We start from the raw sequence: 19753 nt of genomic DNA on the forward strand, positions 1-19753 counted from the left end.
CTTATTCGGCCGGGACAACGGAGTTGGTGGCTTCGACAGCCGGGCTCCGTTTGACGGTCATGAACAGGTTGTAGCACATGATGATTGCGCCGGTGATATAGAGGACCCCGCCCAGACCACGCACGACGTACATGGGCAGCTTGGCATCCACGGTGTCCGCGAAGGAGTTCACGAGGAAGCCGTTGGCATCCACTTCGCGCCACATCAGGCCCTCCATGATGCCGGTCACCCACATGGAGGCGGCGTAGAGGATGATGCCGATGGTGGCGAGCCAGAAGTGCCAGCTGACCATGCTCAGGCTGTAGAGGCGTTCACGGTTCCACAGTTTGGGCACGAGGAAGTACAGAGCACCGAAGGTGATCATGCCGTTCCAGCCCAGCGCGCCCGAGTGCACGTGGCCGATGGTCCAGTCGGTATAGTGCGACAGCGAGTTCACCGCGCGGATCGACATCATCGGACCCTCGAAGGTGGACATGCCGTAGAAGCCGACCGAGATCACCATCATGCGGATGATCGGATCGGTGCGCAGCTTGTCCCATGCGCCAGAAAGCGTCATCAAGCCGTTGATCATGCCACCCCAAGACGGCATCCACAGCACGATCGAGAACACCATGCCCAGCGTCGAGGCCCAGTCGGGCAACGCGGTATAGTGCAGGTGGTGCGGACCGGCCCAGATATAGATGAAGATCAGCGCCCAGAAGTGGATGATCGACAGTTTATAGCTGAACACCGGGCGTTCGGCCTGTTTCGGCACGAAATAGTACATCATGCCGAGGAAACCGGCGGTCAGGAAGAAGCCCACGGCGTTGTGGCCGTACCACCACTGCGTCATGGCATCCTGCACGCCCGAGAAGACCTGCACCGATTTGGAGCCGAAGATCGACACCGGGATGCTGAGGTTGTTCACCACGTGCAACATGGCCACGGTGATGATGAAGGACAGGTAGAACCAGTTGGCCACGTAGATGTGGCGCTCTTTCCGTTTGACGATGGTGCCAAGGAACACGGCCAGGTAGGCCAGCCAGACGATGGTCAGCCACCAGTCGACGTACCATTCCGGCTCGGCGTATTCTTTCGACTGGGTCGCGCCCAGAAGATAGCCGGTGGCGGCAAGAACGATCACAAGCTGATACCCCCAGAAGACGAACCACGACAGGTTACCCCCCCAAAGACGGGCGGCCGAGGTGCGCTGCACCACGTAGAACGACGTCGCGATCAGGGCGTTGCCCCCGAATGCGAAAATCACCGCCGAGGTGTGCAGGGGCCGCAACCGACCGAAGTTCATATAGCCCTGCGCCCAATCGAAGTTGAGCTGAGGGAAGGCCAGCTGGAAGGCAATGAATGTCCCGGCGAGGAAACCGACAACGCCCCACAGGGCCGTTGCAATCACCCCGGCGCGAACGACGCCGTCCATATATTCTCCGGAAAGATCCACGTTTGGAACGGGTTCGTCAGTGTGGCGAAGCGTCCAGATGAAAAAGCCACCGGCCGCCAGCGCCACTGTCAGCGCGTTGACCAGATAGGCCAGATCGCGCGCGTAATTGGCCGCAATCAACGCGAAAAGCGTGATGAGGCCAAGCACGATCAGCTTGATGTAGTTCGTCATGTTGCGTCCCTTCGTCTTTTACCGCGCGATTCGAACTTGCCGCGCGGTCGCTTTTAGACTGTCGCACTAATGCTGCGCCCGCGTAAATGCCGCCTTGATCTGTATCAAAACAAGATCGCGCTTTTGTTGATGCGCATCAAAGCGCGGTCTGTGACAATGCGCATAGCGTGGAGCCCAGAGTTCAAGGAATGAGGACTGTCAAATGACGTATAATAGCCTGTTTTCCGTGGTTACCGATGAAGCCTTTGTCGACGACACCATGGCGCAGGCCATGGCCATGGCCTCGGCGCATGACGCGCATCTCGATGTGCTGTGTCTCGGGGTCGATCGCAGCCAGACGGGGTACTACTATGCCGGGGCAAGCGCGGTTGTCCTGCAAGAGACGATTACTCGGGCGCGAGAGGAATCAGAGGCGCTTGAGGCGAAGGTAAACAAGACCCTGGAAGGCTCGGGGATTCGCTGGTCCAGTGAAACCGGGGTTGCGCAACTGGCCGATCTGGGCCGCCATGTGGCAGCGCGGGCGCGATTTTCCGATCTGGTGATTCTGCCGCGGCCTTATGGCGACAACTGCGGGGCGGAACTTGAGCCGGTGACCGAATCGGCGCTGTTCGAAGGGCACACCCCTGCCCTGATCACCCCACCCAAGATCGCGCCGCAGGCCAACCCCAAGCGGGTCATGGTCGGATGGAACGAAAGCGGCGAGGCCCTCAGCGCGATCCGGGCCGCGATGCCGATGCTGACAGAGGCGGAGGCTGTGCATGTGGTGATCATCGACCCGCCGCAGCACGGGCCGAACCGGTCGGATCCCGGCGGGCTGATCTCGCAATACCTTGCGCGGCACGGTGCCAAGGTCGAGATCGATGTCTTGTCCAAGACCCTGCCGCGTGTGTCGGACGTCTTGTTGCGCCATGCCAGCGATATCGAGGCCGATATGCTTGTCATGGGGGCCTATGGTCATTCACGTTTTCGCGAGGCTGTGTTCGGCGGGGCCACGCGCGACATGCTGGAACAGGCCGACCTGCCGGTCTTCATGGCGCACTGATCGCGGCATCGCAGCATAAAAACAGGCGCGCCGGATATGCGCGCCTGTTTCATAAAGGCACCATGCATAACCTCCGCGGGCCTGACGTTACGGAAAACAGCAGTGTAATATTTAAGATTACCCTGCCACTCACCTTGTCTTTCAGGCCGCCTTTCTATCTTACTAGGGCCAATCCGGGATTCTGACGCACCGACCATTTTTCAGCGTCATACTTCGCGAGAAAGGCCACCCATGCTGTTCCCCCTCCGTACAACCGTCTTTGCCGCCCTCAGTGTGATCGGCGTTATGTCCCCGGCCCTTGCGCAACAAGGCGGGCAACCGGCCAGCGTGACGGTCATCGAGGCCACGCCGCAGGATGTCACCCTTACCTCGACCCTGCCGGGGCGCGTTGCCGCCTCGGCGCAGGCCGAGGTGCGCCCGCAGGTCAACGGGATCATCACCGAGCGGCTTTTCGAGGAGGGCGCGCAGGTCAGTGTGAACGACCCGCTCTACAAGATCGACGCCGCCAGTTACGAGGCCGCGGTCCAGCAGGCCCGCGCCAGCGTCGCGCAGGCCGAAGCACAGCTTCGCGCCGCCGAACGCGAGGCCAAGCGCTTGCAGGAGCTTCAGGCCCGCAACGTGGCCAGCGAACAGGCGCTGGATGAGGCCTCCGCCGCCCGCGACACGGCCACCGCCGCTGTCGAACTGGCCAAGGCACAGTTGAATTCGGCCGAGATCGAGCTGTCGCACACCACCATCCGGGCGCGCTTGTCCGGTCGGATCGGCCTGTCGCAAAGCAGCCAGGGCGAATTGGTCACCGCCAGTCAGGCCGCTCCGCTGGCCGTCATCCGCAAGATCGACCAGGTCTATGTCGATGTCACCCAATCCGCCGCCGACCTGCTGCGCTGGCGGCGCGGCGACACCGAAGAGGACCTGGCCGGGGCCGATGGCACGGTGCGCCTGACGCTGGCGGACGGGTCGGATTATGCCCACACCGGGCGCCTTCAGGCCGCCGAACCGCAGGTCGACCCGCAAACCGGGGTGGTCACCCTGCGGATGCAGTTCGACAACCCCGATCTGCTGTTGCTTCCGGGGATGTATGTGCAGGTCGAAATGCCGGTCGATGTGGCGACCGGTGTCTTTCTGGTCCCACAGCAAAGTGTTGTGCGCGACCGGCGGGGCCGCCCCACCGCATGGGTGGTGAACGGCGATGGCGTGGTCGAGGAGCGCGCCCTGTCGATCCTTCAGGACCGCGGCAGCGACTGGGTGGTGAACGACGGCCTTGCACCGGGCGACCGCCTGATCGTCGCAGGGTTCCAGAAAACCGCGCCGGGGGCCACGGTCAACGCCGAACCGCAAGCGCAACCAGAGTAACCGACCGGGACGGGAGCATCCTAAGATGGCACGTTTTTTCATCGACCGCCCGGTTTTTGCCTGGGTCATTTCCATCCTGATCATGGGCATCGGGGTGCTGGCAATCCGCATCCTGCCGATTGCCCAGTACCCACAGATCGCGCCGCCGTCGGTCACAATTTCGGCCACCTACCCCGGCGCCTCCGCCGAAACCGTGGCCAATACCGTGACGCAGGTCATCGAACAGCAGATGACCGGGCTGGACGGTCTGCGCTATTTCTCGTCACAGTCCACTTCCGCCGGGCGCACCGAGATCACCCTGACCTTCGAAACGGGCACCGACCCGGACATCGCGCAGGTGCAGGTGCAAAACAAGCTTAGCCGCGCGTCGCCGTTGCTGCCTGAAACCGTGCAGCGGCAGGGGATCACCGTCGAGAAATCCTCGGCTGGCTTCCTGCTGGTTGTCGGCCTCATCTCGACCGATGGCAGCCTCGAACAGGTGGACCTTGCCGATTACATGGAAACCAACCTCGTCGATGAGCTAAGCCGCATCGAAGGGGTCGGATCGGTCAATGTCTTCGGTGCGCAATACGCCATGCGCATCTGGCTGGACCCCGCCAAGCTGTCGGCGTTCGAATTGACGCCCTCGGACGTGGTGGCGGCCGTTTCGGCCCAGAATGCGCAAATCTCGGCAGGGGCCTTCGGGTCGCGCCCGACGGTCGAGGGCCAGCAACTCAACGCCACTATCGTCGCGCAATCGCTGCTGAGCACCCCCGAGGATTTCCGGCAGATCGTGCTGCGGGCCGAAACCGATGGCGGGCTTGTCCTGCTGGAGGATGTCGCCCGGATCGAGATCGGGGCCGAGAATTACGCGACCATCGCGCGCTTCAACAAGGATCCGGCCTCGGGCATGGCAATCAGCCTCGCCCCCGGTGCGAACGCCCTTGATACGGCGCGCGCCGTCAAGGACCGGATGGAGGAGTTTGCACAGTTCTTCCCCGAAGGCGTGGACTATGTGATTCCCTATGACACGACCCCCTTTATCGAGATTTCGATCGAGGAAGTGGTGAAAACCCTGTTCGAGGCCATCGGGCTGGTGTTCCTTGTCATGCTGCTGTTCCTGCAAAACCTGCGTGCCACGTTGATTCCGACGTTGGCGGTGCCGGTCGTGTTGCTGGGCACCTTCGGTGTGCTGGCTGTGGCGGGGTTCACCATCAACACCCTGACCATGCTGGCCATGGTGCTGGCCATCGGCCTGCTGGTGGATGACGCCATCGTCGTGGTCGAAAACGTCGAACGGATCATGGAGGAAGAGGGGCTTTCCCCACGCGAGGCCACCCATAAATCCATGGGGCAGATCACCGGCGCACTGATCGGCATCGCCATGGTGCTGTCGGCGGTTTTCGTACCGATGGCCTTTTTCCCCGGCTCGACCGGCGTGATCTACCAGCAGTTCGCGATCACCATCGTTTCGGCCATGGCGCTGTCGGTGGTGGTGGCACTGACCCTGACACCGGCGCTGTGTGCATCGTTGTTGAAACACGGCAAGGAACCGGCAAAGCGCGGCCCGGTCGCGTGGTTCAACAACGCCTTTCAGGGCCTGACCAATGGCTACACCGGCACCGTGCGCTGGTCGGTTCGCCGCCCCTTCCGTGTGGCGGTTCTTTATCTGGCCTTGGCCGGGGCCATGGTGTTCATGTTCGCGCGCACCCCTACCGGGTTCTTGCCCGAAGAGGATCAGGGCATTCTATTCACCCTGATCCAAACGCCCACGGGGGCGACGGCGGAACGCACCCTCGAAGTCGTCAAACAGGTCGAGGACTACTACCTTGAACAGGAAGGCGATGTGGTCGAATCCGCCTTCGGCGTCGTCGGCTTCAGTTTCGCGGGACAGGGCCAGAACATGGGGCTGGCCTTTGTGCAGCTCAAGGACTGGAAGGATCGCCCGGCCCCGCAACAAAGCGTGCAGGCGCTGGCCGGGCGGGCCTTTGGCGCCTTCAGCCAGATCAAGGATGCGATGGTCTTTCCGATCGTGCCGCCCTCGGTGATCGAACTGGGCAATGTTTCGGGCTTTGATTTCTACCTGCAAGCCCGCGAAGGCCAAAGCCACTCGGAACTGGTCGCGGCGCGCAATCAGCTTCTGGGCATGGCCGCGCAGAGCGACCAGATCACCTCGGTCCGGCCAAGCGGGTTGGAAGACGCGGCACAGTTCAACCTCAAGATCGACTGGCGCAAGGCCGGGGCAATGGGCCTGACGCCCACAGATGTCGGCCAGCTTTTGCAGGTGGCCTGGGCCGGGACATACGTTAACGACTTCATTGATCAGGGCCGTATCAAACGCGTCTATGTGCAGGGGGAACCCGGTGCCCGCGCGACCCCGTCGGACATCGACAAATGGCGCGTGCGCAATGCCAGTGGCGGGTTGGTGCCCTTTTCGAACTTTGCCGAGGGGCAATGGGATTATGGCGCACAGGGCCTGTATCGGTATAACGGCGTCCCCTCGATCCAGATTCAGGGTTCCCCGACCCCGGGCGTGACCACCGGCGAGGCCATGGCCGAGGTCGAACGCCTCGTTTCGCAACTGGGTGAGGGCTATAACGTGGCCTGGACCGGCCTGTCCCTGGAAGAGCGCCAATCCGGCAGTCAGGCACCGCTTCTCTATGCGCTGTCGCTTGCCGCTGTCTTCCTGTCTCTGGCCGCGCTTTACGAAAGCTGGAACATTCCCTTTGCGGTCATGCTGGCCATGCCGATTGGTGTTGTCGGCGCGCTAACCGGGGCTTGGCTGGGTGGATTCGAGAACGGCGTGTTCTTTCAGGTCGGCCTGCTGACCGTGATCGGCCTGACCGGCAAGAACGCCATCCTGATCGTCGAATTCGCCCGTGACAGGTATGAGGCCGGGGAACGTGTGATCGAGGCCGTCGCCACCGCCGCACAGCAAAGGTTCCGGCCCATCATCATGACCTCGATGGCCTTCTCCCTGGGGGTGCTGCCGCTGGTGCTGAGTTCCGGCGCGGGCTCTGGTGGGCGAAATGCCATCGGCTCGGGCGTGCTTGGTGGGACGATCTCGGCGACGGTGCTGGGCGTGGTCTTCGTGCCGCTGTTCTTCGTGATCGTCACGCGGCTTTTCCGCCGGGCATCCGGCGACACGCGCTAAGGCAACGGTGGCCCCATGGGGGCCACCTGTCAGCCGGGTTTCACCGCTTGGAACTGGGTGCGCAGGAGCGTACGAAACGCACGTACGTTTCGTACGTTTTACACCGCGCGCCCTGATAATTTCGGGGATGTCGGGGAAAAATACCGACGTCATACCGACGTATTACCGATGCGATGCAGATCGGGTTTCTTGTTATTAACCAATGGCTTATTGTCGATTCGCCCTGATCCGGGCCTCAGGCCAGCATCCCACCGTCGCTGTCATCGCCCGCCTCATCCAGAAGCCGTTCGAAATCCGGCACGGTGATGTGGCGCTTGCCCTCAAGATGGATCACCCCATCCTTCTTCAGCGCCGAAATCTGCCGGCTGACGGTTTCCAGCGTCAGACCAAGGTAATCGGCCATCGCTTCGCGGGTCAGCGGCAGGTCGAACACCATCGACCCCGTAGGCTTGCTCAGCTTGAGCGCCGCATCGCGCCGCGCGATGATCGACAAGAGCGAAGCGATCTTTTCACGGGCGGTCTTGCGGCCAAGGACCAGCATCCATTCGCGCGCGGCATCCAGCTCGTCCAGCGTCATTTCCAACAGGCGCTGCGCGATATGCGGTGTGCGGCTCATCAGCTCCTCGAAGGGTTTCTTGCGGAAGCAGCACATGACCATATCGCTAGTGGCAATCACGTCGTAGGCGGCTTCGTCCCGGCCCGGGCGGCCTACGAAGTCACTGGGCAACAACAGGCCCACCATTTGCGTGCGTCCATCTTCCATGGTCTGTGTCAGCGTGGCGATCCCCGACACGACCGAGCCCACGAAATCCATCTTGTCCCCGGCCCAGATCACCGTCTGACCGGCCTCGAAGCTGCGGTAATACTTGATGTGATCAAGCAATTCCAACTCATCCGCTTCGCAACGGGCACAGACGGCACGGTGCCGGATGGGGCAATCACCGCAATCGCGCGGGACGGCTTGGGTCTCTTCGTCGAGCATGGCGGATCACGATTCCATTGTTTTGATCTGCATCAAGGATGTCACTCGTCACGCCATATAACGGTACGCACATGATTACGAAAGCACAACTGGGCAAGTTGGGTCTCTTTGACGCAAAGGTTCCTAGATACACCAGCTACCCCACCGCCCCCCACTTCACCCGCGATATCGACGCGGGTGATTTCGTTAACTGGATCGAGGCGATCCCGGAAGGGGCGCGAGTCTCGCTCTATGTGCATGTGCCTTTCTGTCGGCGGCTCTGCTGGTTCTGTGCCTGCCGTACCCAAGGCACCAAGAGCGACAAACCCGTCGAAGCCTACCTGGAGACGCTGAAGACCGAACTTGGCATGTTGGGCCAACATCTGCCCAAAGGCGTGACCCTGTCGCGCCTGCATTGGGGCGGCGGAACGCCAACCCTGCTGCAACCGGGCATGATGGAAGAACTGGTTGGTGCCATAAAAGAAGCGGCCCCGTTTGATTCGGACACCGAGTTCTCGGTCGAGATCGACCCCAATGAGATCGATGGCGCACGCCTGGATGCCCTGGCCGCGGCGGGGATGAACCGCGCCTCGATCGGCGTGCAGGATTTCAACGAGGAAATTCAACAAAGTATCGGGCGTTTGCAGGGCTACGACATCACCCGTTGGGCCGCCGAAGAGATTCGCGCCCGGGGTGTGCACAGCCTGAATGCCGATATCCTTTACGGCCTGCCACATCAGACCAAGGCGCGCATTACCGAAAGCGTGCAGAAGCTTTTGTCGCTCAATCCCGACCGGGTGGCGCTCTATGGATATGCACATGTGCCGTGGATGGCCAAGCGGCAGCAATTGCTGCCTTCGGATGCACTCCCCACCCCCGAAGAGCGGCTGGACCTTTTCGAAACCGCCCGCAAACTGTTCCTCTGGGACAACTACGCTGAGATCGGGATCGACCACTTCGCCACACAAGACGACAGCCTGACCATCGCCCAGAAATCCGGCAAACTGCGCCGGAACTTCCAAGGCTACACCGATGACACCGCCGAGGCGCTGATTGGTGTCGGGGCTTCCTCAATCTCGCGGTTTCCACAGGGCTATGCCCAGAACGCCCCGGCCACGGGCGCTCATACAGCAGCGATTCGCGAGGGGCGGTTTTCAACCACCCGCGGGCACGTCTTCAGCGATGACGACCGGATGCGCAGCCGCATGATCGAACAATTGATGTGCGAATTCCGAATCGATTCCCGCGAGATCACCGAGACATTCGACATCACACCCACCGCCCTGCGCCAGATGCTGGATCGGGTCGCGTCAGAGTTTCCCGGTTTGTTGCAGGTCGATCAGACGGGGCTCTTCGTGCCGCCTGAGGCGCGCCCCCTGACCCGGATGATCGCCCGCAGCTTCGACGCCTATGAGCTCAGCAAGGCTGGCCACAGTTCGGCGATCTAAGGGCGTTCAGGCCGGTTTCAGGTCAAACGCGGCCTGAAGCAGGTTTCGCGCATATTCGGTCTGTGGTGTCTCGAACAGGGTTTCGGCATCGGCATATTCAACGATGTCGCCCTGTTTCATCACCACCACGCGATGGCTCATGGCACGGACCACGGCCAGATCGTGTGAGATGAACAGATAGGCCAGCCCGTATTTCACCTGTAACCGCCGCAGCAGATCGACGATCTGCACCTGCACGGTCATATCCAGGGCCGAGGTGGGCTCGTCCAGAACCACCATCTTGGGCCGCAGAATCATGGCGCGGGCGATGGCGATACGCTGTCGCTGCCCGCCGGAAAACTCATGCGGGTAGCGATCCATAGTAGCGGGATTGAGGTCGACCTCCTCCATGACCTCGGCCACCAGATCGCGTTCGGCCCGGCCACCGGGGTTGCCATGGACACCCAAGCCCTCGGCGATGATCTGTTCACAGGTCATCCGCGGGCTGAGGCTTCCGAACGGATCCTGAAAGACGATCTGCATCTGCGCACGACGGCGGCGGAGTTTCCGGGTAGACCACGCGTTCACGTCTTCGCCGTCAAAGGTGATGCCGCCCTCGGATTGGATCAGGCGCATGATGGCCAGTGCCAAAGTGGTCTTGCCCGAGCCGGATTCGCCCACGATACCAAGGGTTTCCCCTGCACGGACGCTAATCGTGGCCTCATTGACAGCCTTCACATGGCCCACGGTTTTCCGCATGAAGCCTTTCTGGATCGGGAACCAGACGCGCAACTTCTCGGTTTCGACAAGCGGCCGGGCATCGGCGGGCACGGGATCGGGCGCGCCGGATGGCAACGCGTTCAACAGTTTGCGGGTGTAGGCGTGTTGCGGGTTGGCGAAAATTTCCGCCGTTGGGCCGCTTTCCACGATCTCGCCATCCTTCATCACACAGACCTTATCGGCGATCCGCTGCACCACGTTGAGGTCATGGGTGATAAACAAAAGGCCCATCCCTTCCTCGCGCTTCAGTTCAGCCAGTAGATCAAGGATTTGCGCCTGAATGGTCACATCAAGCGCCGTGGTGGGTTCATCCGCGATCAGGATGTCGGGCTTGTTGGCCAGTGCCATGGCGATCATCACGCGTTGCCTCTGCCCGCCTGACAATTGGTGCGGATAGGCGCCGAGGCGGCTTTCGGGGTCATGGATACCGACACGGTCCAGCAATTCGATGATGCGTGTCCGGGCGGCCTCATCGATCAGGCCCTGGTGCAGGGCAAGGCTTTCGCCGACCTGCTTTTCGATCGTGTGCAGCGGGTTGAGCGATGTCATCGGCTCCTGGAAAATAAAGCTGATGTCGTTGCCGCGCACTTGCCGCAGACGCTTGCCCGGTGCGCCGATCATCTCCTGACCGTCGTAGGTGACGCTGCCCTCGACCTGCGCCGACGGCCCCAGAAGCGACACCGTGGATAGTGCCGTGACCGACTTCCCCGACCCGGATTCGCCCACCAAGGCCACGGTTTCGCCGCGGTCCACGGTAAAGGACACGCCATGCACCGCCGGGATGATTGCCCCGTCCTGCTTGAAGCTGACCTTCAGGTTTTCAACACACAACAGGCTCATTCAAAGGTCTTTCTGGGGTCAAAGGCATCGCGCACGCCCTCGAAGATGAAGACCAGCAGCGACAACATGATGGCGAAGGCGAAAAAGGCGGTGAAGGCCAGCCACGGGGCCTGAAGGTTCTGCTTGGCCTGAAGCGTCAATTCACCAAGCGACGGGGCTGAGGACGGCAGGCCGAAACCGAGGAAATCCAGCCCCGCCAGAAGCGAGATCGTGCCGGTGATGACGAAGGGCAGCATGGTCAGCGTGGCCACCATGGCATTCGGCAGCATGTGCCGGAACATGATGGTCAGGTTCGACACGCCAAGCGCCTTGGCCGCCCGGACATACTCTAGGTTACGCGCCCGCAGGAACTCGGCCCGCACAACGCCCACAAGCGCCATCCAGCCAAAGAGCACGGTAATCACCACCAAAAGCCAGAAACTCCGCGGCAGGATCGCGAAAAGGATGATGATCACGTAAATCTGTGGGGTCGAGGCCCAAATTTCGATGACCCTCTGGAAGATCAGGTCAAGCCACCCTCCGAAATAGCCCTGAATGGCCCCGGCAAAGATGCCGATGATCGAGGATAGCGCGGTAACGATCAGCGTGAACATCACCGACAGGCGGAAGCCATAGATCACCCGCGCCAGCACATCGCGCTTGGTGTCGTCCGTGCCCAGCCAGTTTTGCTCATTCGGCGGCAAGGGGGCTGCGCCCGGTCGGTCAACCGAGGTGTCATAGCTGTAGGGGATGGGCGGCCAGACCATCCAGCCCTTGGCAATTTCCTCCCCCTCGACCACGCCATCCTGCGCATCTTCGATCACCCCCTCGGGGTCGTCGAAACAGATGTCCAAGCCGCCCGATGTGATCAGGCATTGCACCTCGGGGTCGCGATAAATCGCCTCGGTCTCGAAATCGCCGCCGAACTGGGTTTCCGGGTAGAAATTGAAGATCGGCGTATAAAAATCCCCGCGATAGTTGACGAGGATCGGTTTGTCGTTCGCCACGAATTCGGCAAACAGCGTAATCACGAAGATCACCGAAAAGAGGATCAGGGACCAAAAGGCGCGCTTGTTGCGTTTGAAATTCCGCCAACGGCGTTGATTGAGGGGCGACAGGCTCATGATACGGCCCCCTGCCCTTCATCTTTCCCAAAATACTCCGGGGGAGTCCCGGATTTACTCCGGGACGGGGGCAGCGCCCCCTGCCTGAGTTTGCAATTCAGGGCCACATGCATCGCGTCAGCCCTCCCGCTTCTCGAAATCGATCCGCGGATCGACCAGCACATACATCAGGTCCGACAGGATATTGACCAGCAGGCCGATCAACCCAAACAGGAACAGCGTGCCGAACATCACCGGATAATCCCGCCCCACGGCAGCCTCGAAGCCAAGCCGCCCCAGACCATCAAGCGAAAAGATCGTCTCGATCAGGACCGACCCGCCGAAGAAGACGCCAATGAACACCGCTGGAAAGCCCGCGATCACGATCAGCATCGCGTTCCGGAAGATATGGCCATACAGCACGCGGCTTTCGCTCAGGCCCTTGGCGCGGGCCGTCATGACATAGTGTTTCTTGATCTCGTCGAGAAACGAGTTCTTGGTCAGCAGCGTCAGCGTTGCAAAGGCCGCGATGGTCGAGGCCAGCACCGGCAAAGCGATGTGCCAGAAGTAATCAAGCACCTTGCCCACAAGGCTGAGCTGCTCCCAGTTGTCCGAGGTCAGCCCCCTGAGCGGGAAGACCGAGAAATAGGTTCCCCCCGCAAACAGCACCAGAAGCATGATGGCGAACAGAAACGCGGGAATGGCGTAGGCCACGATGATGATCCCGCTGGTCCATGTATCGAAGGAACTGCCATCATAGACAGCCTTGCGAATGCCAAGCGGGATCGAGATGAGATAGGCAATCAGGGTAGACCAGAGACCCAGCGTGATACTGACCGGCATTTTCTCAAGCACGAGGTCCAACACGTCGATCTTGCGGAAATAACTCTCGCCGAAGTCGAACCGCATGTAGTTCCACATCATGTTGAAGAACCGTTCGAGCGGCGGTTTGTCGAGGCCGAATTGTTCCTCCAGTTCGGCGATCAATTCGGGCGGAAGGCCCCGGGCGCCGACGTATTGCTCGTTATCGCCGCCGCCCGTCATGTCCTGACCCGCGTCGTTGCCCGAGCCTGCGAAACCCTCGAACACATCGCCCTGGCCCTGCATGTTGGCGATCACCTGCTCCACCGGGCCGCCGGGCACGAATTGGACCAGAACGAAATTGATCACCATGATCCCCAGCAACGTGGGAATGATCAGCAGCAGCCTGCGCAGGATATAGGCGCCCATCGGCGGGTTACCTCAGCGCGCCGGAGGCTTTGAGCGCCTCGGCCTTGTCGGCATTGTACCACCAGAAATCCAGCACCCCCAAGGCATAGGGCGGCAGGGTTTCGGGGTGTTCGTACATATCCCAATAGGCCACCCAGTAGCTGTCGTTGTACCACACGGGCACCATGAAGCGTTCATGGCGCAGGGCGCGATCCAGGGCCATCAGGGCCACGTTCTCTTCTTCGCGGGTTTCGGCGTTGAGCGAGGCGTTGATGATGGCATCCACCATGGGGCTGGCCAGACCGGCGGGGTTAAACAGGCTGAAGGCCGCCTCGGAAGAGCCGTAACGTTGCAGCAGGCCGGTGCCGGTTCCGAGGAAGGCGACATAGTTGTCAAAGACAATGTCATAGTCGCGGTCGCGGCTGCGCAGGGTGTATTGCGACGGGTCCACCTTTTCATAGCGCGCGTCGATGCCCATGAGTTGCAGATTGCCAACGAAACTTTCGACCACCGCGCCCAGCGTCGCCGACCCCGACGAGGGGATCGGGAAATCGATACTCAGGACCTTGCCTTCGGCATTACGGCGAATGCCATCGTCCCCCACGGTCCAGCCCGCCTCGTCCAGCAATTTCATGGCGCGGCGCAGGTTGCGGCGGTCATTGAGGCGCGAGGCGCGGGATTCATGGGCGCGCACGGCGGGTTCGGTCAGCATCTCGGGCGGGATCACGTCGCCCAGCGATTTCAGGAACTCAAGCTCGGCCCCTTCCGGAGGGCCCATCGCCTCAAGCGGGGTATCCTGCACGAAGGAGTGGCGCTGCTTGAACAGCCCGTATTGCAGGGATTCGTTGGTCCATTCGAAGTTATAGGCCAATGCAACGGCCTCGCGCACTCGCTCATCCTTGAACTTGTCGCGTGCTAGGTTGAATACGAACCCGGTGGGCGTGGGCGGGGTGCCGTCGGGCAGTTCCTCGATTTTGACATCGCCCGCGTTTGCGGCCGGGAAGTCATATCCGGTGGCCCATTTCTTGGAATTACCTTCGGAGCGGAAGGTGTATTCACCGGCCTTGAAGGCCTCGAAGGCGGCGCTGTCGTCGGCGAAATATTCAACACGGATACGGTCAAAGTTATGGCGGCCCTGGTTGATCGGCAGATCCCAACCCCAGTAATCCGGGTTGCGCTTGTACGTGATCCGGCGGTTCACATCGACGCTTTCCACTTGGTAGGGGCCCGAGCCGGGCGCGGCCTCAAGTCGGGGCTCATCAAGGCGCGCGTCGTTGTCCTCGTACCATTTGCGCGGAAAGACCGGCGTGCCGCCCACCTGATCAATCAGTGACCGGCGCGAGATTCCTTCGGCGAAGGTGAACTTGACGGTGTGATCATCCAGGGCCTCGGCCCCTGTCACCCGACGGCTGACCGCTTGGGCATAAGACGGCAAGCCCTGCTCCAAAAAGAGGTTATGGGAAAAGACCACGTCATGCGCGGTAACGGGCGTGCCATCGGAAAAGCGCGCCTCGGGGCGCATGTGGAAGATCACCCATGTCTTGCCTTCGTCGTATTCAAGGCTTTCGGCCAGCAACCCATAGGATTCACCATAGGCGTCGGCAGGCGCAGGGCCACCACCCGCGGGCATTTCACCAAGCAGGCTTTCATAAACCATCCAAGAATACCGCCCGGCACGGCCCTTGCGCGAATAGGGATTCATCGAATCGAAGGTGCCCGGTGCGTAAAGCGAAATTTCACCACCCCTGGGGGCGTCAGGGTTCACGTAATTGAAATGCGCGTAGTCCGCTGGATAGCTCAGATCGCCGTAAAAGGAATACCCGTGAGAGCGGATGATACCGTCGTCGTCCTGCGCCAAGGCCGCATGCGCCAAGAGGGCGGCAATCATCAGACCAAGCAAAGCAAGGATTGCGACACGCGGGGCGGTGCGTTTCATCGCCCGGGCCTTGGCCCGGCGGCGCTCTGCGGTCATTGGGGTCTCCTTTTCCTGCCGATACCAGATGTGGCGCTTTTTCAATTACTGGCAAGCTAAAGGACGTGGGCCGATGTGTTCAAGCACCGAAAGAGGGCACAGCAACCTGCCGCGCAAAAAAACCGCCGCCCAAAAGGGCGGCGGCCTTGGAATTCAGATGTTCCCCGAATTATTCGGCGGCACTCTGCATATAGGCGATCACGGCGGCGCGGTCTTCTTCCTTGCGCAGGCCGCGGAAGCTCATTTTATTACCCGGCGCATACGCCTTGGGATCTTCCAGCCAAGCGTTCAGTTCATCCGCCGTCCAAGCACCGTCAAGGTCTTGCAGGGAGCTGGAATAGCGGAACCCATCAACGCTAGCGATGTCGCGGCCAACTACACCATTGAGGTGCGGGCCGACGCCGTTCTTGCCGTCTTCAAGCTTGTGACAGGCACGGCACTGACGCCAGACTTTCTCGCCATCGGCGGGGTCAGCGGCAGCCACCACATCAGCGAAACCACCCGCAGCTTCATCAGAAGCGGCATCTTCCATCGCAGCCTCTTCGGGTGCGGCTTCTTCGGCGGCGGGCTCCTCAGATGCAGCATCATCTGCGGCCTCTTCGGGTGCGGCCTGATCGATTTCCGCGGCGTCGGTTGCTTCCTCGGCCGGTGCTTCTTCAGCGGCGGGTACTTCGATCTCATAGGTGTCGCCATCGGTCTGATCGAGGAAGGCGATCAGGTTTGCACGATCCTCCATTTTCTTGACACCGGCAAAACCCATCGTCGTTCCGGGCGCATACCCTGCGGGGTTTTCGAGAAAGGCCTGAAGATTCTGCGGGGTCCAGACATCGGCAACCTTCTCAAGGCTGCCGGAATAGCTGTAGCCCTCGGCGGTATCGACGTCACGACCAACAACACCATAAAGATAGGGACCGGTCGCATTGGCGCCCTTTTCGAGATTGTGGCAGGCCTTGCATTTGTTGAAGATGCGTTCGCCCTTGCCAGCATCCGCAGCAACGAACAGCTCCTCAAAACTGGGGCCGGTATCTTCTTCAGCTTCGCCACCTTCGTCTTCGCCGGTGTCGATCACATACGCCTGTTCATGGCCGTCGCCGTGCCCACCACCCGTGTGATAGATCAGTTCGGCTGCCCAGCCGCCCAGCAGAAAGATCAGAAGGGCGCCACAAAAGGCACCAACGACCTTGGTAAGTGTCATCGTATCGAACATGAGCCCGCTTCCATTTGAATTCCGTCGCGGCGTATCTATCCGCTTCCCCTATGCGGGCGCAAGGTGTAGTTTCCGCGACCAAACGCCCGATCAAGGGCTTTCGACAGGAAAAATTCATAATGACCAAGCGCATTGCCTTTCAGGGGGAGCCTGGTGCCTATTCGCACCAAGCCTGCCGCGACACATACCCCGAGATGGAATCGATGCCCTGCCGGACCTTCGAGGATGCGATCGAAGCCGTGCGATCGGGGCAGGCTGAACTGGCCATGCTGCCGGTTGAAAACTCGACCTTCGGACGTGTTGCAGACATTCACCATCTGCTGCCCGAGTCCGGGCTATATATCATCGGCGAAGCCTTCGTTCGGGTGCATATCAATCTGTTGGCCCTGCCCGGTGTGACGCTGGACCAAGTTGATCGTGCGATGAGCCACACCATGCTTCTGGGCCAATGTCGCGAGTTTCTGGGCGCACACGGTATCCATCGCGTGACCGGCGCAGATACCGCAGGTTCGGCGCGGCATGTCGCCGAAGCCGGCGATCCATCCATGGCCGCATTGGCCAGTGAACTTGCGGGCGAGATTTACGGGCTGGATGTGCTGGCGCGGGAAATCGAAGATCAAGGCAACAACAGCACCCGATTTCTTGTCATGTCGCGCGAACCGGATTGGACGCGACGCGGCAACGACGGCATGATGACCAGCTTTGTTTTTCAGGTACGCAACATCCCCGCAGCGCTTTACAAGGCCATGGGCGGCTTTGCCACGAATGGCGTCAACATGACCAAACTGGAAAGCTACATGGTCGGCGGCTCATTCACCGCCACGCAGTTCTATGCCGACATCGAAGGCCACCCCGAGGACCCCGCAGTGAAACGCGCGCTGGACGAGTTGGATTACTTCACCTCGGAAATCACGATGCTGGGCGTTTACCCGGCCGATCCGCGCCGCCACTGAGGTGGGCGCGGCACACAGCCAGTCAAATGTTGCAAATTGCCCGGGATGAGCGATTATCCACCCCAAATGTGCAATCACGCACATCACACAGCAAACACATAAGTCATTGATATAAAGCTTTTTTAAAATCACACCCACACCTGAAATCGCCTATGCGTGAGGGTGTTCCCACGAATTTCTCACAGACCTGTGCGTTGACGTGACCACCTGTTCACATCGGTTTTGCAGGCGTTCCTCGATTGCCTCTTTTACCCCATCTTGAGTGTCAGACGAGCGGGACATCCCGCCGCCGCAAAACTCAACCGGTTCCCGAATGGACCATATGAAAATGGAGAACGTTAAAATGCGCACTATCAAAGTTATCACCCTGATCGCCGCAACCGCAATTCCCACCCTTGCCTCGGCGCAAACGGTTTCATCAGATGCGGCCGCACAAGCCGCGCAATTGAATTCAGCTACGACTTCGGTCACCGAGTTCGATCAATTCGCAGGGGGCGAAACCAACCCGGGTGATCGCACGGGCGTCATCTACAACGGCGAAACCAATCCCGGTGACCGCAAGGGCGTCATCTACAACGGCGAAACCATCCCCGGTGACCGCAAGGGTGTGATCTATAATCTCGATCATGTCGTGACAGGCATCGCCTAAGCGTCACTTTCAAAACTCTTCAACGCGGTGCCCTCGGGGTGCCGCGTTCGCTTATGCCAAACGTTTGTGGCGTTCTTCCAGTTCCTTGGCAAAATGCGCGACGCGAAACCGGAATTTCTTGTCCACGCTCGATCGGGCCAGCTTGATTGACTGCATAAGCAACCGTGCCGTCAGGTTACGCGGTGACAGCTCGGCAACAATGCTCAAACGTGTACGGTTGCGCGACAAGGCCACAAGGTCGACATCCAGTGTTCCTTGAAGCAACCCTGTCTCAAAAGTGCAGACCAGGGCATTGGGCCTGTCGTATTGCGTGATATCGATTCTGGCCTCTCGCTTGCGGCCGCGAAACTTGAACTGCGCCCTCCACGACATCCCCACTCCTGGCGCCTGCAGGCCATCCACACGCTGAATCTCGGCCCCGCGCCGAAGCGCCGCGCGTTCGAAGGCCTGAAAATCGGAAACTTCGTTGAAGACAAAGTCGATGGGCGCTTCAACATCTTCCTTGGTGCTGAACTTCATGGTCCGCCTCTGGTTTTCTGCTCGGGCCGAGTGTCGCCTCAATCCAGCGTATCCGCAAGCCAGTTGCGCAACAAAAATTGTGCGATCGCGCCCTTTCGCGCAGGCATAAGTATAGGATGCTGCCCCGCAAAGGCCGCAAGCATCTCATCACGTGTTACCCATAACGCATCTTCGATTTCGCCCGGATCGATTGTGATCTCTTGCGACAAGGCACGCCCCCGGCAGCCGAACATAAGTGACGAGGGGAAGGCCCAGGGCTGACTTGCCAGATAGCTTACCTCGCCCACGGCGATGCCTGCTTCCTCGAACACTTCGCGGCGCACAGCGGCCACGATGGTTTCCCCGGGTTCGACAAACCCCGCCAGCAAGGAATACATCCCCTCGGGCCAGCCCGGAGAGCGCCCCATGAGCACGCTGTTGCCATGGGTAATCAACATGATGACCACCGGATCGGTACGTGGGAAGTGTTGCCCGCCACAGGCGGGGCAGTTGCGTTGCCAGCCCGACATGACCGCTTGGCTTTCCGCACCGCAACGCGCACAAAACCGGTGGCTGCGATGCCAGCCAAGTATGGCGCGCGCCGTGGCGGCCAATTCGGCATCGCGTGCCTCAAGCCGGGTCATGATCCGGCGCAACTCCGCAAAAACGGCATGTCCCGGCAGCTCGGGATGCGTTTGCTCGGAGGCGTCAAGGAACCGGTCCAGTTCGGCGTCGTCGAGGTCGTCGGGCTGCCACGCAGAAAGGTCATGGGCGTGGATCAACTTCCCGCTTTCGTCACGTCCCAGCAGCACGCGCATACCATCATCTTCGGCCAGAACCGGATGATCCAACGGTAGCCGCAGCAGCCTATCAAGGCCGGGCCCTTCAACAAGGGGTTTGCCCCGCCAGAGGACAATCACCCCTGCCCCGTATTGCTTTTGTTGAAAGGCGATCGCCGCGTCATCCCCGCGCAGCATCGCTGCACGATCCAGGGACGACCCACCGAAAGTGACTGTTTCTGCGTGCTTCATAGGTACCTTC

15 protein-coding genes are annotated in these 19753 nt (G+C 60.6%); 6 read left to right on the forward strand and 9 right to left on the reverse strand.

Annotated elements, in window-relative coordinates:
- Window position 1 precedes the first annotated feature (1 nt).
- Window positions 2–1606: a cytochrome-c oxidase, cbb3-type subunit I gene (gene ccoN, locus FDP25_RS06570; protein WP_154150078.1), complete on the reverse strand. Its 1605-nt coding sequence runs from the start codon at window positions 1604–1606 to the stop codon at window positions 2–4.
- Window positions 1607–1808: 202 nt separating this feature from the next.
- Here ccoN and FDP25_RS06575 point away from each other — a divergent pair, with 202 nt between their 5' ends.
- From FDP25_RS06575 to FDP25_RS06585, 3 genes are all read left to right on the forward strand, one after another.
- Complete coding sequence (locus FDP25_RS06575; RefSeq protein WP_154150080.1) at window positions 1809–2648, forward strand: universal stress protein; 840 nt, start codon at window positions 1809–1811, stop codon at window positions 2646–2648.
- 231 nt (window positions 2649–2879) lie between these two features.
- Window positions 2880–4001, forward strand: a complete 1122-nt coding sequence (locus FDP25_RS06580) for an efflux RND transporter periplasmic adaptor subunit (RefSeq protein ID WP_154150082.1) — start codon at window positions 2880–2882, stop codon at window positions 3999–4001.
- Window positions 4002–4026: 25 nt separating this feature from the next.
- Window positions 4027–7134 (forward strand): efflux RND transporter permease subunit, encoded by a 3108-nt coding sequence (locus tag FDP25_RS06585; protein WP_154150084.1) that lies wholly within the window; start codon window positions 4027–4029, stop codon window positions 7132–7134.
- Window positions 7135–7369: 235 nt separating this feature from the next.
- Here the strand turns inward: FDP25_RS06585 and fnrL are convergent, their stop codons facing one another.
- Window positions 7370–8116, reverse strand: coding sequence for a transcriptional regulator FnrL (gene fnrL, locus FDP25_RS06590; RefSeq protein WP_154150086.1), 747 nt, complete (start codon window positions 8114–8116; stop codon window positions 7370–7372).
- A gap of 71 nt (window positions 8117–8187) precedes the next feature.
- Between fnrL and hemN the strand changes: the two genes are divergently transcribed.
- Window positions 8188–9543: an oxygen-independent coproporphyrinogen III oxidase gene (gene hemN, locus FDP25_RS06595; protein WP_154150088.1), complete on the forward strand. Its 1356-nt coding sequence runs from the start codon at window positions 8188–8190 to the stop codon at window positions 9541–9543.
- Window positions 9544–9549: 6 nt separating this feature from the next.
- Here hemN and FDP25_RS06600 read toward each other — a convergent pair whose 3' ends face one another.
- The 5 genes from FDP25_RS06600 to FDP25_RS06620 all read right to left on the reverse strand — a co-directional run bounded on the left by FDP25_RS06600 (window position 9550) and on the right by FDP25_RS06620 (window position 16600).
- Window positions 9550–11142: an ABC transporter ATP-binding protein gene (locus FDP25_RS06600; RefSeq protein WP_154150091.1), complete on the reverse strand. Its 1593-nt coding sequence runs from the start codon at window positions 11140–11142 to the stop codon at window positions 9550–9552.
- On the reverse strand, window positions 11139–12245 hold the full coding sequence (locus FDP25_RS06605; RefSeq protein ID WP_154150093.1) for an ABC transporter permease: 1107 nt from the start codon (window positions 12243–12245) through the stop codon (window positions 11139–11141). Before FDP25_RS06605 ends, FDP25_RS06600 begins: the two co-directional genes overlap by 4 nt.
- Window positions 12246–12362: 117 nt before the next feature.
- Window positions 12363–13454, reverse strand: coding sequence for a microcin C ABC transporter permease YejB (locus tag FDP25_RS06610; protein ID WP_154150095.1), 1092 nt, complete (start codon window positions 13452–13454; stop codon window positions 12363–12365).
- Between the two features lie 7 nt (window positions 13455–13461).
- Window positions 13462–15405, reverse strand: a complete 1944-nt coding sequence (locus FDP25_RS06615; RefSeq protein ID WP_154150096.1) for an extracellular solute-binding protein — start codon at window positions 15403–15405, stop codon at window positions 13462–13464.
- Between the two features lie 169 nt (window positions 15406–15574).
- Complete coding sequence (locus FDP25_RS06620; RefSeq protein WP_246175784.1) at window positions 15575–16600, reverse strand: c-type cytochrome; 1026 nt, start codon at window positions 16598–16600, stop codon at window positions 15575–15577.
- A gap of 131 nt (window positions 16601–16731) precedes the next feature.
- Here FDP25_RS06620 and FDP25_RS06625 point away from each other — a divergent pair, with 131 nt between their 5' ends.
- Window positions 16732–17565 carry a prephenate dehydratase gene (locus tag FDP25_RS06625; protein ID WP_154150100.1) on the forward strand — a complete coding sequence of 278 codons (834 nt, stop codon included), beginning with the start codon at window positions 16732–16734 and terminating at the stop codon, window positions 17563–17565.
- A 343-nt stretch (window positions 17566–17908) separates the two neighbouring features.
- The gene (locus tag FDP25_RS06630) at window positions 17909–18214 is read left to right on the forward strand and encodes a hypothetical protein (protein WP_154150102.1); all 306 of its coding nucleotides are present in this window, start codon (window positions 17909–17911) and stop codon (window positions 18212–18214) included.
- 51 nt (window positions 18215–18265) lie between these two features.
- Here FDP25_RS06630 and FDP25_RS06635 read toward each other — a convergent pair whose 3' ends face one another.
- Together FDP25_RS06635 and nudC are read right to left on the reverse strand one after the other, a co-directional pair.
- Window positions 18266–18733: an SRPBCC family protein gene (locus tag FDP25_RS06635; protein ID WP_154150104.1), complete on the reverse strand. Its 468-nt coding sequence runs from the start codon at window positions 18731–18733 to the stop codon at window positions 18266–18268.
- Window positions 18734–18771: 38 nt separating this feature from the next.
- Window positions 18772–19743, reverse strand: coding sequence for an NAD(+) diphosphatase (nudC, locus tag FDP25_RS06640; RefSeq protein ID WP_154150106.1), 972 nt, complete (start codon window positions 19741–19743; stop codon window positions 18772–18774).
- Window positions 19744–19753 lie beyond the last annotated feature (10 nt).

The sequence above is a fragment of the Roseovarius bejariae genome (assembly GCF_009669325.1).
Classification (GTDB): domain Bacteria; phylum Pseudomonadota; class Alphaproteobacteria; order Rhodobacterales; family Rhodobacteraceae; genus Roseovarius; species Roseovarius bejariae.

What these genes read in the sequence shown, in the direction of transcription:
- ccoN (WP_154150078.1), bottom strand. Translation starts at nt 1,606, where the DNA reads ATGACGAACTACATCAAGCTGATCGTGCTTGGCCTCATCACGCTTTTC.
- FDP25_RS06575 (WP_154150080.1), top strand. Translation starts at nt 1,809, where the DNA reads ATGACGTATAATAGCCTGTTTTCCGTGGTTACCGATGAAGCCTTTGTC.
- FDP25_RS06580 (WP_154150082.1), top strand. Translation starts at nt 2,880, where the DNA reads ATGCTGTTCCCCCTCCGTACAACCGTCTTTGCCGCCCTCAGTGTGATC.
- FDP25_RS06585 (WP_154150084.1), top strand. Translation starts at nt 4,027, where the DNA reads ATGGCACGTTTTTTCATCGACCGCCCGGTTTTTGCCTGGGTCATTTCC.
- fnrL (WP_154150086.1), bottom strand. Translation starts at nt 8,116, where the DNA reads ATGCTCGACGAAGAGACCCAAGCCGTCCCGCGCGATTGCGGTGATTGC.
- hemN (WP_154150088.1), top strand. Translation starts at nt 8,188, where the DNA reads ATGATTACGAAAGCACAACTGGGCAAGTTGGGTCTCTTTGACGCAAAG.
- FDP25_RS06600 (WP_154150091.1), bottom strand. Translation starts at nt 11,142, where the DNA reads ATGAGCCTGTTGTGTGTTGAAAACCTGAAGGTCAGCTTCAAGCAGGAC.
- FDP25_RS06605 (WP_154150093.1), bottom strand. Translation starts at nt 12,245, where the DNA reads ATGAGCCTGTCGCCCCTCAATCAACGCCGTTGGCGGAATTTCAAACGC.
- FDP25_RS06610 (WP_154150095.1), bottom strand. Translation starts at nt 13,454, where the DNA reads ATGGGCGCCTATATCCTGCGCAGGCTGCTGCTGATCATTCCCACGTTG.
- FDP25_RS06615 (WP_154150096.1), bottom strand. Translation starts at nt 15,405, where the DNA reads ATGACCGCAGAGCGCCGCCGGGCCAAGGCCCGGGCGATGAAACGCACC.
- FDP25_RS06620 (WP_246175784.1), bottom strand. Translation starts at nt 16,600, where the DNA reads ATGACACTTACCAAGGTCGTTGGTGCCTTTTGTGGCGCCCTTCTGATC.
- FDP25_RS06625 (WP_154150100.1), top strand. Translation starts at nt 16,732, where the DNA reads ATGACCAAGCGCATTGCCTTTCAGGGGGAGCCTGGTGCCTATTCGCAC.
- FDP25_RS06630 (WP_154150102.1), top strand. Translation starts at nt 17,909, where the DNA reads ATGCGCACTATCAAAGTTATCACCCTGATCGCCGCAACCGCAATTCCC.
- FDP25_RS06635 (WP_154150104.1), bottom strand. Translation starts at nt 18,733, where the DNA reads ATGAAGTTCAGCACCAAGGAAGATGTTGAAGCGCCCATCGACTTTGTC.
- nudC (WP_154150106.1), bottom strand. Translation starts at nt 19,743, where the DNA reads ATGAAGCACGCAGAAACAGTCACTTTCGGTGGGTCGTCCCTGGATCGT.